12 protein-coding genes are annotated in these 13620 nt (G+C 72.0%); 4 read left to right on the top strand and 8 right to left on the bottom strand.

The features are described 5' to 3' along the window. Positions 1-10: 10 nt before the first annotated feature. Positions 11-856: a methylenetetrahydrofolate reductase gene (locus tag J5V96_RS00060; protein ID WP_208499194.1), complete on the bottom strand. Its 846-nt coding sequence runs from the start codon at positions 854-856 to the stop codon at positions 11-13. A 322-nt stretch (positions 857-1178) separates the two neighbouring features. Beyond that, positions 1179-1505: a hypothetical protein gene (locus tag J5V96_RS00055; protein ID WP_208499192.1), complete on the bottom strand. Its 327-nt coding sequence runs from the start codon at positions 1503-1505 to the stop codon at positions 1179-1181. Between the two features lie 186 nt (positions 1506-1691). Here J5V96_RS00055 and J5V96_RS00050 point away from each other — a divergent pair, with 186 nt between their 5' ends. Continuing rightward, positions 1692-3830: an ATP-dependent Clp protease ATP-binding subunit gene (locus J5V96_RS00050; protein WP_208499189.1), complete on the top strand. Its 2139-nt coding sequence runs from the start codon at positions 1692-1694 to the stop codon at positions 3828-3830. A 100-nt stretch (positions 3831-3930) separates the two neighbouring features. Here J5V96_RS00050 and J5V96_RS00045 read toward each other — a convergent pair whose 3' ends face one another. Both J5V96_RS00045 and J5V96_RS00040 read right to left on the bottom strand, forming a co-directional pair. Beyond that, positions 3931-4959 (bottom strand): VanZ family protein, encoded by a 1029-nt coding sequence (locus J5V96_RS00045; RefSeq protein ID WP_208499187.1) that lies wholly within the window; start codon positions 4957-4959, stop codon positions 3931-3933. Between the two features lie 204 nt (positions 4960-5163). Next, positions 5164-6015 carry an SMP-30/gluconolactonase/LRE family protein gene (locus J5V96_RS00040; RefSeq protein ID WP_208499185.1) on the bottom strand — a complete coding sequence of 284 codons (852 nt, stop codon included), beginning with the start codon at positions 6013-6015 and terminating at the stop codon, positions 5164-5166. Between J5V96_RS00040 and J5V96_RS00035 the strand changes: the two genes are divergently transcribed. The 3 genes from J5V96_RS00035 to J5V96_RS00025 all read left to right on the top strand — a co-directional run bounded on the left by J5V96_RS00035 (position 6014) and on the right by J5V96_RS00025 (position 9368). Further along, on the top strand, positions 6014-6925 hold the full coding sequence (locus J5V96_RS00035; protein ID WP_208499182.1) for a hypothetical protein: 912 nt from the start codon (positions 6014-6016) through the stop codon (positions 6923-6925). The genes J5V96_RS00040 and J5V96_RS00035 overlap by 2 nt on opposite strands. Before the next feature lie 89 nt (positions 6926-7014). Beyond that, a complete protein-coding gene (locus J5V96_RS00030) occupies positions 7015-7794 on the top strand; it encodes an ABC transporter ATP-binding protein (protein WP_208499180.1) in 780 nt (259 codons plus the stop codon). Further along, positions 7776-9368, top strand: a complete 1593-nt coding sequence (locus tag J5V96_RS00025; RefSeq protein WP_208499178.1) for a hypothetical protein — start codon at positions 7776-7778, stop codon at positions 9366-9368. Before J5V96_RS00030 ends, J5V96_RS00025 begins: the two co-directional genes overlap by 19 nt. Positions 9369-9423: 55 nt before the next feature. Here J5V96_RS00025 and J5V96_RS00020 read toward each other — a convergent pair whose 3' ends face one another. The 4 genes from J5V96_RS00020 to J5V96_RS00005 all read right to left on the bottom strand — a co-directional run bounded on the left by J5V96_RS00020 (position 9424) and on the right by J5V96_RS00005 (position 13476). Continuing rightward, complete coding sequence (locus J5V96_RS00020; RefSeq protein ID WP_208499176.1) at positions 9424-10545, bottom strand: ABC transporter permease; 1122 nt, start codon at positions 10543-10545, stop codon at positions 9424-9426. Then, positions 10542-11426 carry an ABC transporter ATP-binding protein gene (locus J5V96_RS00015; RefSeq protein ID WP_208499174.1) on the bottom strand — a complete coding sequence of 295 codons (885 nt, stop codon included), beginning with the start codon at positions 11424-11426 and terminating at the stop codon, positions 10542-10544. Before J5V96_RS00015 ends, J5V96_RS00020 begins: the two co-directional genes overlap by 4 nt. 95 nt (positions 11427-11521) lie before the next feature. Continuing rightward, positions 11522-12157: a response regulator gene (locus tag J5V96_RS00010; protein WP_208499172.1), complete on the bottom strand. Its 636-nt coding sequence runs from the start codon at positions 12155-12157 to the stop codon at positions 11522-11524. After that, positions 12157-13476 (bottom strand): sensor histidine kinase, encoded by a 1320-nt coding sequence (locus J5V96_RS00005; protein WP_208499170.1) that lies wholly within the window; start codon positions 13474-13476, stop codon positions 12157-12159. Before J5V96_RS00005 ends, J5V96_RS00010 begins: the two co-directional genes overlap by 1 nt. Positions 13477-13620 lie beyond the last annotated feature (144 nt).

The raw sequence follows: 13620 nt of genomic DNA, 5'->3' as shown, positions 1-13620 counted from the left end.
CGCGGTGGGGTCAGACGAGAGCGGCGCTGGTCAGCTCGTCGAGCACGGCGAGCACCGTCTCGTGGCGGTTGAAGGCGTAGAGGTGGATCGAGGGGGCGCCGGCTGCGAGCAGCTCCTGCGCGAGCCGGGCGGTCGACCGGATGGCGACGACCTCGCGGTCGGTGTCGCCGGCCGCGAGCAGCGCCTCGACGAGCGAGATCGGGGCATCCACTCCCGTGAGCTCCGCCACGCGCTCGAGCTTCTGCGACGTGCTCACGGGCATCAGCCCCGGGATGATCGGGATCGTGACGCCCGCGGCACGCGCCGCCGCGACGAAGGATCCGTAGGCCGACGCCTCGAAGACGACCTGGCTGATCGCGTAGGAGGCTCCCGCGGCCTGCTTGGCGAGCAGGGCCCGGATGTCGCCGGCGATGTCGCCCGTTCGGCCGTGTCCCTGCGGGTACGCCGCGACGCCGACCGAGATGTCCACACCGAGGCGTGCGGCCACCTCGTGCAGCAGGGCGGTGAGCGGTACGGGGCCGTCGAGCTCCCCGGCATCCCCCGACGCCGGCAGGTCGCCGCGCAGGGCGAGGAAGTCGCGCACGCCCGCGGCGAGGAACGTCTCGGCGCGCTCCACCAGCTGCGCGCGGGTCTGGCCCACGGTCGTGAGGTGCGCCACGGTGCGGGCTCCCGCCCCGTGCAGGTGTCCGAGCAGACCGAGAGAGCGGTCGTTCGACGATCCGGCGGCGCCGTAGGTCACCGAGACGAACTCGGGACCGGCCGCCGCGAGGGCCGTCGCCGTCTCGGCCACCATGTCCATGCCGGCCTCGGTGCGCGCCGGGTACAGCTCGAACGAGAACGGAACGGGATACGACATGAGGATTCCTGACGTGGGCCGGTGGGGACCCCTTCACGGTAGGAAGCGGGCAGCGGGCGCGCTCGCCGGGTTGCCCTCTGTTGCACCATGGATACGCGCATATCCCTCGGCCCATAGGTATGCCAAGGAAACGGCATCTCACCGGGGGTTCCTGCGCTCGCCGCTGCGGTCGGCGCCGCGAGCCATAGCTCCGGCACATGCCTCTCCGGCACGAGAAAGTATGGCTGGGCGCTGCGGAGCGACTCGGCCGCTCGCAAAAAAGACCGCCCCCGCTGTGATCAGCGACGGCGGCCTTGTCCGGGGGATCCGGATCCGGATCGGGTCAGCTGGTGGTCCAGCCGAGCAGCAGCACCGCGCCGGGAGAGGCGATGCCGGTGATCACCGCCACGCGGGCGAGGCGCACGGTGTCCTCGAAGAAGCAGCCGATCGCGCCGAGCACAACGGCGATCGCACCGGCGACCACCGAAGCGGCCACGCCGTAGAGGTTCCACAGCGCCTCTCTGCCCTCGGCCGAGACGGCCACGTAGAGCACCTGCAGGAGTCCGAGGATCGAGATGGCGGCGGCGACCAGGCCCAGCACGGTCACGACCGTGCCGGCGACTGCGAGCTTGGGTCGCGAGGCTGCGAAGGGGGCGTGCGTCGCGGGCATCCCCCCAGAGTGGTGGATATCGCGTGGGTATGTCTGTAGGTATTTCGGAGGGGGTGGGGCGACCGAGGAGGGCTCGGCGCCTCCATTCGCTCGCGCCCTCTCGACGGATTCGGGAGGGATCCGGTAAACTTGAGTCGACGCGGCTCAAGTTCGCCACGAGAGCAGATCACCACCGGGGAGGACCGCATGGCAGACCAGCAGCAAGAGCAGCAGAGCGCCCTCGAGCAGTTCGGCATCGACCTGACCGAGCGTGCGCGCGCCGGAAAGCTCGACCCCGTGATCGGGCGAGACAGTGAGATCCGTCGCGTCAGTCAGGTGCTCACGCGACGCACCAAGAACAACCCCGTGCTCATCGGCGAGCCGGGCGTCGGCAAGACCGCGGTCGTCGAGGGCCTGGCTCAGCGCATCGTCGCGGGAGACGTCGCCGAGAGCCTCAAGGACAAGCGCCTCATCAGCCTCGACATGTCGGCGCTCGTGGCGGGTGCCATGTATCGCGGCCAGTTCGAGGAGCGCCTGAAGAGCGTGCTCAAGGAGATCACCGAGTCGGAGGGCGAGGTCATCACCTTCATCGACGAGCTGCACGTGCTGATGGGCGCAGGTGGCGGCGAGGGATCCGTCGCGGCCTCGAACATGCTCAAGCCCATGCTCGCCCGCGGCGAGCTGCGCCTCATCGGCGCCACCACGCTCAACGAGTACCGCGAGTTCATCGAGAAGGACGCGGCCCTCGAGCGCCGCTTCCAGCAGGTGTACGTGGGCGAGCCATCGGTGGAGGACACGGTGGCGATCCTGCGCGGCCTGAAGGGCCGCTACGAGGCGCACCACGGCGTGACCATCACCGACAGCGCCCTCGTCGCCGCCGCCTCCCTCTCGAACCGTTACATCCCCAGCCGCCAGCTGCCCGACAAGGCGATCGACCTGATCGACGAGGCCATGAGCCGTCTCAAGATGGAGATCGACTCGTCGCCCGTCGAGATCGACCAGCTCAAGCGGCAGGTCGACCGCATGCGCCTCGAGGAGCTGGCGCTCAAGAAGGAGAAGGACGACGCTTCCAAGGAGCGCCTCGCCAAGCTCCGCGAGCAGATGGCCGAGTCCGAGGCCGAGCTGCGTGCGCTCGAGGTCCGGTGGGCGCGCGAGAAGGGCGGCCTCACCCGCGTCGGCGACCTCAAGAAGAAGCTCGACGAGGCCGTCACGCTGCGCGACCGCGCCATGCGCGACGCCGACTACGCGAAGGCGTCCAAGCTCCAGTACGAGACCATCGCCCAGCTCGAGGCGCAGCTGGCCGAGGCCGAATCCCAGGCGGATGCCGGATCGGACGAGCCGCGGATGGTCAACGAGCAGGTCACCGACGACGACATCGCCGCCGTGATCGCCGCATGGACAGGCATCCCCGTGGGACGCCTCCTGCAGGGCGAGACCGAGAAGCTGCTGCACCTCGAGAACGAGCTCGGTCGCCGCCTCATCGGCCAGAAGGACGCCGTCAAGGCCGTCTCGGATGCGGTGCGTCGCTCGCGTGCGGGCATCAGCGACCCGAACCGGCCGACCGGATCCTTCCTGTTCCTCGGCCCCACCGGAGTGGGCAAGACCGAGCTCGCCAAGGCCCTGGCCGAGTTCCTCTTCGACGACGAGCACGCCATGGTGCGCATCGACATGTCGGAGTACGGCGAGAAGCACTCGGTCTCGCGCCTCGTCGGCGCCCCTCCCGGCTACATCGGCTACGAGCAGGGCGGCCAGCTGACCGAGGCCGTGCGGCGGCGCCCGTACAGCGTGGTGCTGCTCGACGAGGTCGAGAAGGCGCACCCCGAGGTCTTCGACGTGCTGCTGCAGGTGATGGACGACGGCCGCCTCACCGACGGCCAGGGCCGCACGGTCGACTTCAAGAACGTCATCCTGATCCTGACGTCGAACCTCGGATCGCCGATCCTCATCGATCCGATCCTCGCGCCCGACGCCAAGCGGGATCAGGTCATGCAGCTCGTGCGCCAGGCGTTCAAGCCCGAGTTCGTGAACCGCCTCGACGACATCGTGATGTTCCAGGCGCTGTCGCAGGACGACCTCGCCCAGATCGTGGAGCTGCAGGTCGACCTGCTGCAGAAGCGCCTGTCGGATCGTCGCCTCACCCTCGCCGTCACCCCGGATGCGCGGGCGTGGCTCGCCGAGCGCGGGTACGACCCGATCTACGGCGCGCGCCCGCTGCGCCGCCTCATCCAGCAGGAGATCCAGGATCGCCTCGCTCTCGCGATCCTGTCGGGCGGCGTCAAGGACGGCGAGGCTGTGCGCGTCGACGTCTCGGCCGACGGCAGCCAGCTGGTTGTGACCGCCGCGTAGCTCGGCGCCGAGGGGGTGCTCCGGCGCCGAGCGGGTGCGCGCGCACGCACCCGCTCGGCGGGCGTGCACCCGCTCGGCGGGCACGCCGCGCTGGCGCGGGTCAGGGGTGCGGTGCCGCCGCGGGGGCGTGGATCTCGGGTGCGCGGCGAAGCAGCAGGCCCGGCAGACCCCGGCGGTCTGCCGTGGCCACCATGGCGACGACGCTGATCACCGCGAACAGCGTGTCGAGCCCGCTGACCATGCCGAGCAGCTGGAAGCCGCCGATGCCGAAGACGTAGCGCCGCACGCCCGCCTTGCGCCCGGCGAACCGGATGCCGACCGCGTGATCGCCGATCGTGCGGCCAGTCACCGCGGCGACCAGGCCGCAGAGGATGAAGGGCACAAGCGAGGCGAGCGCGGTCGCGAGCTGCTCGGCGGAGCGATCGGACGACGGGATGTCGAGCGCGGCGATCTGCACGAGCCGCGTGCTCATGCCCACCAGGACGCTGAGCACGGTGACGGTGAGCAGGTCGCACAGCATGCCGACGAATCGGCGCCCCGCGGTGACACGCGTGGGCAGTGCCTCCGTCGGACGGCGACGCGCCGACAGCAGCGCGATGAGGGCGCCGATCAGGCCGCCCAGGGTGTTGGCGAGGAGATCGTCCACGTCGAACACGCGGTAGGCGCAGGGGTAGAGGCCGAACAGGCCGGTGAGCTGGGTGACCTCGATCAGCGCCGAGACGGTCAGCGCCGCCGCGGTCGCCGCCACCACGCCGTGGCCCCACAGCCAGCGCAGATAGATCCCGAGCGGCACGAACAGCACCACATTGAGCACCACCTGCTGCACGGCCGGGTTGCGCAGGATCGCCCCGACGGACGAGACGTCGAAGGTGAGGATGTCGGCGATGAACTGACCCGGCCGCAGCTGCGCGGGCGCGCAGACGACCGTCGCGGGATCCGGCAGCGGCAGCAGCGTGTAGGTCCACAGCGCCATGGCGTACACGGGCGAGGAGATCCACAGCAGGAGACGCCCGACCGAGAGACGCCCGCGTCGGCGGTACTCTCCCGCGACGAACGGCACGAACAGGGCAACGGCCACCGGCACACCGGCGAGCACCGCGACGATCGCGGGTGTCAGATGTGGTCCCATGTCTTCACGCTATGGGCGCGCGGTGCGCCGACCGCGTGAAAGAGCGCGACATACATCGCGAGGCGACCCTGAATACATCGGCGGGATGATCGGCCGGCTGGCCCCGGCGCCGAGCGGGTGCGCCTGCGCCGACCGGGTGCGCGCGCACGCACCCGGTCGGCGGGCACGCACCCGCTCGGCGTCGGTCGGCCGGCGCGCCGGGGGTCAGAGTTCGACGGTGCGGATCGGCACGCCCGCGACGCCGACGGAGGCGCGGAAGAGCGCGCCCGCGGCGGGCTCCTCGCCCGGGGCGAGGCCCTCGCGCGAGGTGGTGATGTAGAGGGTGCCGTCGGGTGTGAGCGCGCAGGAAGTGACCCGGGCGGCGCCCACCTCGACGATCTCGGTGAGCTCTCCCGAGGCGCTGTATCGGCGAACGGCATGGCCGTTGTACAGCGCGACCCAGAATCCGCCGTCGACGTCGACGCACAGTCCGTCGGGGCCGCCGGCGTCCTCGGGGATCGTCACGAACGGGCGGCGCTCGGTGAGCTCGCCCTCGTCGGTGACGTCGAACACGTCGATCCGCCCCGTCGCGGTGTCGGCGAAGTACGCGCGCGAACCGTCGGCGGTGAACCCCAGCCCGTTCGAGATGGTGAGGCCCCCGAAGAGCCTCTCGACCGAGCGGTCCGCGCCCAGGCGGAACATCGCAGACGCCCCCTCGGCCGCGTCGTACGCCATCTGGCCGAGCAGCAGACGGCCCTTCGGGTCGACCGCGCCCTCGTTGAAGCGGATGGCGCCCTCCCACAGCGGCGGGGTCTCCCACTCGCGGCGCTCGTCGGCGTCGTAGGCGGCGAACGAGCGCTCGAGCGCGACCATGAATCCGCCCGTCGTGCGCGGGCGCACAACGCAGGCCACGGGTGACCCGGTGTGCAGCCTGGAGACGGATCCGGTGCGCTCGTCGAGCGACAGGACGTCGCCCTCCAGCATGTCGACCCAGCGGAGGCCGCCCAGGCCCTCATGCCACACCGCACCCTCGCCGTGATAGGTGACGGAATCGGTGATCTGTGAGGCGGTCGGCATGGCTCTCCTGGGGACGGATCGGGTGGGGCGTCTCCATTCTGTCGACATCGCGGGCGCCGAGGTGCGGCAGGATGTGCGCATGGGCGACGAGACGAGCGGTGCGACGGGCTTTCAGCCGCCCCGCGCCGAGGTGCCGGGGCTGCCCGATCTGGCGGAGCTGCTCTCCATCGGGCGCGTCGAGCTGCCCGAGCTGAGGCCGCTGGGTCTGCCCGCCGTGGGCGACTGGACCGCGATGGCCGCCCCGCACGCCGCCTCGCCGCACAACATCCCGCGGCAAGACGCCGCCCCGCAGGCCGACCCGCCGCACGCCGCCTCCGCGCCCGCGACCGGGGCCGCGCCGAGCGTCGCCGTCGGAGCGGACCGCGACCTCGAGGAGGCGCTCGCCGCCCTGCGCGGAGGCGATGTCGCGGGCGCGCTCGATGCCATCGGCGCCAGTCGCGGTGAGGTCGAGCAGGCGCTCGCCGCGTCGCGCGCGCATCCGGGACACGTCGCCGGCGTGGTAGCCCAGCGCATCGCGCAGGTCGCCGGCGACGATCCGGCCGCACGCCGCGTCGCCGACCGGGCGCAGGACATCGCGCAGGATCCCCGGATCGCCTCCGCCGTCGCGGCGGTCGGGGCGAGACTCGACGATGCCCAGCGGCAGCAGCTCGGACGTATCGGCGCGGGGCTGCAGAGCCACGCCGCCCAGCTGCTCGACGGCGAGATCACCGCCGCCGACCTGCGCGGGGCGGTCGACGGCGTGCGCCGTGCCGCGCGGGACGGATCCGGTGCCCTCTCGCCCGCCCTGCGGGCGGCCTACGGCGAACAGACGAAGCAGGCGGCGCGCAGGGGCATCGGATGCTTCGCCGTGGCTCTCGCCCTCGGAGTCGTGGTGCTGATGATCGCCTGGGGCCTCGCCTCGGTCGCCTGACCGGCCGCAGAGCTGGATCGCGCATCCGGATCGCGTCTCCGTCTCTGGACGGATGCGCGCCATCCGGGCCCGCCGATAGCGTGCTGAGCATGGAAGCCCCTTCCCCTGTCCCGCCCGTTTTCGCCCTGCGCAACCTCACCAAGGTGTTCCCCTCCGGAAAGGTCGCGGTCAACGACCTGTCGCTCGACGTGCCGCCCGGCTCGATGCTCGGCCTGCTCGGCCCCAACGGCGCCGGCAAGACCACCACCCTCTCGATGGCGACGGGTGTGCTGCGCCCGACCAACGGCACGGCCTACGTGATGGGGCGAGACGTCTGGCAGGATCCGGCCGCCGCCAAGGGGCAGATGGGCGTGCTGCCCGACGGCGTGAGACTGTTCGACCGCCTCACGGGCGCCGAGCTGCTGCGCTACACCGGCCTGCTGCACGGCATGGCCGAGGCCGACGTGGTCTCGCGCTCGGGTGAGCTGCTCGATGCCCTCGGTCTCGCCGACGCCGGATCGACCCTCGTCGTCGACTACTCCGCCGGCATGCGCAAGAAGATCGGGCTGGCGTGCGCGCTGATCCACGCTCCCCGCCTGCTGCTGCTCGACGAGCCTCTGGAGGCGGTCGACCCGGTCTCGGGCGACACGATCCGGCAGATCCTGCGTGCCTTCGTGGCCGGCGGCGGCACCGTCGTGATGTCGAGTCACGTGATGGAGCTCGTCGAGTCGCTCTGCGACCGCGTCGCCATCGTCGCGGAGGGGCGCCTGCTCGCGCACGGATCCCTCGACGAGGTGCGTGCCGGAGAGTCGCTGCAGCAGCGCTTCCTCACGCTCGTGGGGCGCCACGACCTCGGAGAGGAGACGCTCGCATGGTTGCGCTCCTCGTAAGCCTGCGGTGGCGTCAGCTGGGGCACCAGCTGACCAAGAACCCGTGGATGATCGTGTCGCTCGTGGTCTTCGGCCTGATGGCGCTGGGTGCGCTGTTCGGCCTCGGGGCCGGGCTCATCGCCATGCGCGTGACCGCGCCCGAGCTCGCCGCCATGGTGCTTGTGCTGCTCGGCGCTGTCGTGACGCTCGGCTGGTGGGCGGGCGCCGTGCTCGTGAGCGCCGATGAGCTTCTCGCTCCCGAGCGCTTCTCGCTGCTGCCCGTGCGTGCCTCCCAGCTGCTGCCGGGCCTGCTCGCCGCGAGCGCTCTCGGCATCGGCGGCATGTTCACCCTCGTGTTCCTGCTGCTGTCGCTGATCGGATGGTCGGCGTCGTGGCCGGCGGTCATCGCGGCGGTGGTGATGCTCCCGGTGGCCTTCGCCATCTGCATCCTGGGCGCGCGAGTCGTGGCCGGGCTGCTGGCGTCCTGGTTGGCGGGACGGAAGACCCGCGATCTTGTCGCGGTGCTCGTGGCGCTCGTGCTGATCTTCTCGGGCGTGATCCTCAACCTCGGGGTGAGCGCGTTCGCCTCGCTTGAAGACCCCCGTGCCGCCGTCACCGACCTCGCCGCGGTCGCCGCGTGGACGCCCCTCGGCGCGGCCTTCGGCGTGCCCGCGGCGATCTCGCAGGGCGCCGTGGGCGTGGCGACGGCTCGGCTCGTCATCGCGCTCGTCACCCTCGCGGCCCTCTGGCTGGCCGCGCGCGCCATGCTCGCGGCGCGGTTGGTGGCCCCGATCGTCAACCGCGGCGGCGGGCGCATCCGCGGCGGAGCGCTGCTCGACCGGATGCTGCCCGCCTCCCCCGCCGGAGCGATCGCCGCCCGCGCGCTCCGGTACCGGCGACGCGACCCGCGGCACATCCTGAACACGGTCGCGCTGGTCGCGCTGCCGATCCTGTTCGTGGTGCCGATCGTGCTGCAGCCCGAGGAGTTCGACCTGGGTGTGCTGCGGAACATGATCGTGCTCGCGCCGTCGATCAGCGCGCTGATGGTGGCGACCATCGTGCAGATGGATGTCGCCTACGACAACAACGCGGTCGCCCTGCACGTGCTGGTGGGGCTGCGCGGATCGTCGGATCGCGCCGGTCGCGTTCTCGGAGTGCTCGTGATCGCCGTTCCCTCGGCCGTGGTGCTCTCGATCGCGGCCTGCGGGTTCACCGGCGCCTGGGAGCTGCTGCCGGCGGCGCTGGGGTCGTCCATCGGCCTCTCCGCGATCGCGGCGGGCGCGGGGGCGCTGGTGGGCACCTGGCTTCCCGGGCGGGCACCCGCGCCGGAGGCCAGCCCGCTCGGACGCGGTTCGTCGGGCGGCATCCAGTCGCTACTCGCGCTGCTCATCATGATGCCCGCGGCGGGCATCGTCGGCGGGCTGCCCTTCGGCCTGGCGATCGCGGCGCTGTGGAACCCCTGGCTCGGGTGGCTGTCGCTGCTGAGCGGCCTGGTGCTCGGCGGCCTGGCCGTCTGGGGCGGGGTGGTCTGGGGCGGACGCGTGCTCGACCGCCGCTGGCCCGAGATCCTGGCCGAGGTCGGCAGCGAGAGCTGACACACGAAGGGGCGGGCCGGAGGTGATCCCCCGGCCCGCCCCTGTGCGTGGGCCGTCAGCCCCGCAGCGCGTCGGCGAGCTTCACGCGCGCGCCCATACGCAGCAGCGAGTTCTCGTAGATCCGCGCTCCGAGCACGACCACGGCGAGGCAGGACGCCAGCATGATCGCCATCGAGAGCAGCGGCTCCCACCAGGCGGCTTCGCCGAAGAACAGCCGGATCGGCATCGCCACGGGCGCCGAGAACGGCACGTACGACATGATCGCCATCGCCACCGGGTTCTCCCCGACGAACAGCACGAGGAAGTACGGGATCATCGTCAGCCACATCACTGGCTGCAGGGTCGGGCCGGCGTCCTCCTGACGCGACACCAGGGACCCCGCCGCCGCGAACATCGCCGCGAGAAGCAGGAACCCGAACAGGAAGAAGACCGCGAACCACACGATCGGGGCGCCGAGACCCTGCAGGATCGTGGTCTGCCCGGTGGTGATGAGCCCGATCACCGCTACGGCGGCGAGCAGCACGATCTGCCCGATCGCGAGGATCGTGTTGCCGAGCACCTTGCCGGCCAGCAGCGCACGGGCCGGGATGGCCGAGATCAGGATCTCCACCACGCGGGTCTGCTTCTCCTCGATCACGCTCATGGTGATCGGAGAGCCGAAGGTGACGGCCGACATCATGAACACCACGCCGAAGATGATGCCCAGCAGGTAGCGCAGCGGGCCTTCGCTCGCCCCGTCCGCGTCGAGCAGCTCGACCGTCGGCGACAGCGAGAGCTGCGACAGCAGCGAGCCGGGGGCCTCGGTCTCGGCGAGCACGCGCATCCCCGTGGGCGAATCGGCGTCGTCGAGCACGGCGGCCTCGACCGTGCCATCGGCGAGGAGCTCCTCGGCCTCGGCACGGTCGGCCACCTCGGTGACCTCGATGCCGCTCAGCCCGCGCACGTCCGAGGCCACTCCGCTCGTGGCGGCGACGGGCGTGGCCTCCGTCGATCCGGCCTGGAAGCCGCCCCACAGCACGCCGGCGAGGGCGAGGAGCAGCAGGATCGCGGTGGAGATGAGGAACGACTTGCTGCGCAGCTTGCCGCCGATCTCGCGTTCGGCGACGAGCCAGACCGCCTGCAGCGGCGAGAGGTTCGCCTCGGGGCGCGCCGTGGCGCGCGGTGCGGGGGCGCTCACACGATCACCGCCTTGAAGATCTCGGCCAGCGACGGACGCTGGGGGGTGAACGCGGCGACGTCGCCGCGCTCGACGGCGGCACGCAGCACGCGCTGCGCGGCGGCGTCATCTGTCACCTCGAAGACCGCATAGCCGCCGTCGAACGAGAGCACCTCGACGCCGGGCTCCTCACGCAGCCAGCCGGCATCGGCGGAGGTGAGCAGCTCGAAGCGGCGGGAGGCGTGCTGCGCGCGCAGCTCGTCACGGGATCCCTGTGCACGGATCGTGCCGCCCGCGATGATCACGAGGTCGTCGCAGAGCCGCTCGACCACGTCGAGCTGGTGCGACGAGAACAGCACCGAGACGCCCGTGGCCGCGCGCTCCTGCAGCACGCCGGCCACCACGTCGACGGCCAGCGGATCGAGACCGGAGAACGGCTCGTCGAGGATGAGCACCTCGGGGTCGTGCACCAGCGCCGCCGCGATCTGCGCGCGCTGCTGGTTGCCGAGCGAGAGGGCCTCGATGTTGTCGTTCAGGCGCTCCTCGAGCCCCAGGCGCTCCAGGATCGCCGTGGCGCGGGTGTGCGCATCCGCGCGTGACAGACCGTGCAGGCGGGCGAGGTAGACGATGTGCTCGAGCACCCGCATCTTCGGGTACAGCCCGCGCTCCTCCGGCATGTAGCCGAAGCCCCGGCGGTCTGCGGCCGTGACCGGTGCGCCGTGCAGCGTCACCTGCCCGCCGTCGTGCGCCAGCAGCCCGAGGGCGATGCGCATGGTGGTCGTCTTGCCCGCGCCGTTGCCGCCGACGAAACCCGTCAGACGACCCGGTGCGACGGCGAACGACACGTCATCGAGCACTCTTCGCTCGCCGTAGCTCTTCTCGATCCCGGTCAACGCCAGCATCGGCGATCCTGTTCATCCATGACACTCACGCTAGGCAGGTGGCGGATGCGGCGGATCCCCCGCCGGGCGGAGATCCTGATCCCCCGTGCGGCGGGTCAGGCGAGCCCGTGCCGATGGGCGAAGACGACCGCCGCCACCCGGTCGCGGGCGCCGAGCTTGAGCAGCAGGTTCGACACGTGCGTCTTCACGGTGGCCTCGCCGATGTGCAGGCGGGCGGCGATCTCGGAGTTGCTGAGGGCCTCGGCGAGCAGCCGCAGCACCTCGCGCTCGCGCTCGGTGAGCTCGACGGCGAGCCGCGGGGCCGCCGGGGGAGCCAGGCGCGCGTGCCTCTCGATGACGCGCCGGGTGACCTCGGGCGCCAGCAGCGCGTCGCCCGCGGCGACGACGCGCACCGCCGACACGAGGTCCTCGGGATCGGCGTTCTTGAGCAGGAACCCGCTCGCTCCCGCATCCAGCGCCGCGAACAGGTAGTCGTCGCGGTCGAAGGTGGTGACGATCAGCACCTGCGCGGATCCGCCGCTCTGCAGGATCCGGCGGCTCGCCTCGATCCCGTCCATGTCGGGCATCTGCACGTCCATCAGGATCACGTCGGGGCGCAGTGTCGCCGCCGCCACAACCGCCTCGGATCCCGTCGACGCCTCCCCGACGACGCGGATGCCCGAGGCCTCGAGGATGGTGCGGAACCCGAGCCGCATCGCGGCGTGGTCGTCGACGAGGAGCACGCGGGGCATCATCCGGCACCGCCCGAGGGCACCCGCACGCGCACGAGGTATCCGCCGCGGTCGCGAGGCCGTGCCTCCAGCGAGCCGCCCGACGCGATCGCGCGCTCGCGCATGCCCAGCTGCCCGAGACCGGGACGCGCGTGCGCCGCGGTGCGTCCGGTGTCGGTCACTTCGAGCTCGACCGCGTCGGCGAGGTAGCGCAGGCGCAGATCGGCGGTCGCATCGGGCCCCGCGTGGCGGCGGGTGTTCGTGAGGGCCTCCTGCGCGATGCGGTAGAGGTTCACGTGCACCGTCTCGGGCACCTCGCGCGGCTCGCCGACCACGGTGAGCGTGGTGGGCGTGCCCGCGGCCGAGGCCTCCCGCGCGAGGTCCTTCAGGTCGTCGAGGCGCAGAGTCGACCCGGAGTCGTCGGCGCCCTCGCCCGAACGCAGCGTGTCGAGCAGCAGATGCAGCTCGCGCAGGGCCGAGCGGGCGGATCCCTCGACCGACTGCAGGATGTCGCGCGCCCCCGAGGGATCCCGATCCATCACCGTGCGTGCGGCGGCGGCCTGCACTCCCATGGCGGAGACGTGGTGCGCGACGACGTCATGCAGCTCGCGGGCGATGCGCACGCGGTCGAGCGCCACGGCCTGCGCGGCCGACATCTCGCGCTCCTCCTCGAGCTCGCGCGTGCGTCGCCGCAGGGCCTCGCGGTCGAGCGCCGCGGCGTAGGCATGGTCGCCGAGATACCAGGCGCCGCCGAAGTACGCGATGTTGATCAGCCAGAGGATGAGCATGTAGGCGACGTAGGGCGAGAACGCGCCCGGCGACGCGTCGGGCATCCGCTCATCCGGGTTCACCGCCCCGGCGTAGGTGGAGACGAGCAGCCATATGAACATGCCGATGATGATCAGCGCGCGGCCCCAGGTGGCGCGGCGCCGGTCGGTCGCCCACGCGCCCACCGTGTAGAACGCGATGAACACGGTCACCTGGCTGACGTAGAGCTCGGTGGCCTCGAGGCTCGCGCCGACGAAGTAGACCGCGGCGATCACCACGCCGATCGTGAGGGGGAAGCGCCGGCGCAGCGCGAGCGGCAGAGTGCCCAGCGCGGCGAAGACGAGCGGCCACGCGCCCGAGTCGTCGCGGAAGGTGAACAGCTGAGACACGGTCGACAGGGCCACGCTCAGCACGGCGGCCACAAAGAGGCCGACCGCGAGCGCGGCGTCGCGGCGCAGCTCGCTGCGGTTCGGCGCGGGTCGCGCGGCGGCCGCTGCGTCGGTGGCGGGGGCGTCGGCGGCCGGGGTGAGCAGGCCGCGCACGCCGCGCGCGCCGCGCACGAGAAGGGTCATCCCTTCACCGTACGGAATGGACGGCGCACGCTCCTCCCCCGCGAGGCGGACATCCGGGCGGGACGGGGGTGGCGCGGGGGTGGCGCGGGGTCGGCCCGGGCGGGGCGCCGCGGGGATGCGAAAGCGGGCCGGGGGATCGCTCCC

The organism is Microbacterium stercoris, from assembly GCF_017592545.1.
GTDB lineage: Bacteria > Actinomycetota > Actinomycetes > Actinomycetales > Microbacteriaceae > Microbacterium > Microbacterium stercoris.
The sequence above is the reverse complement of the archived record's forward strand: the minus strand, read 5'-3'. Positions and strand labels throughout refer to the sequence as shown.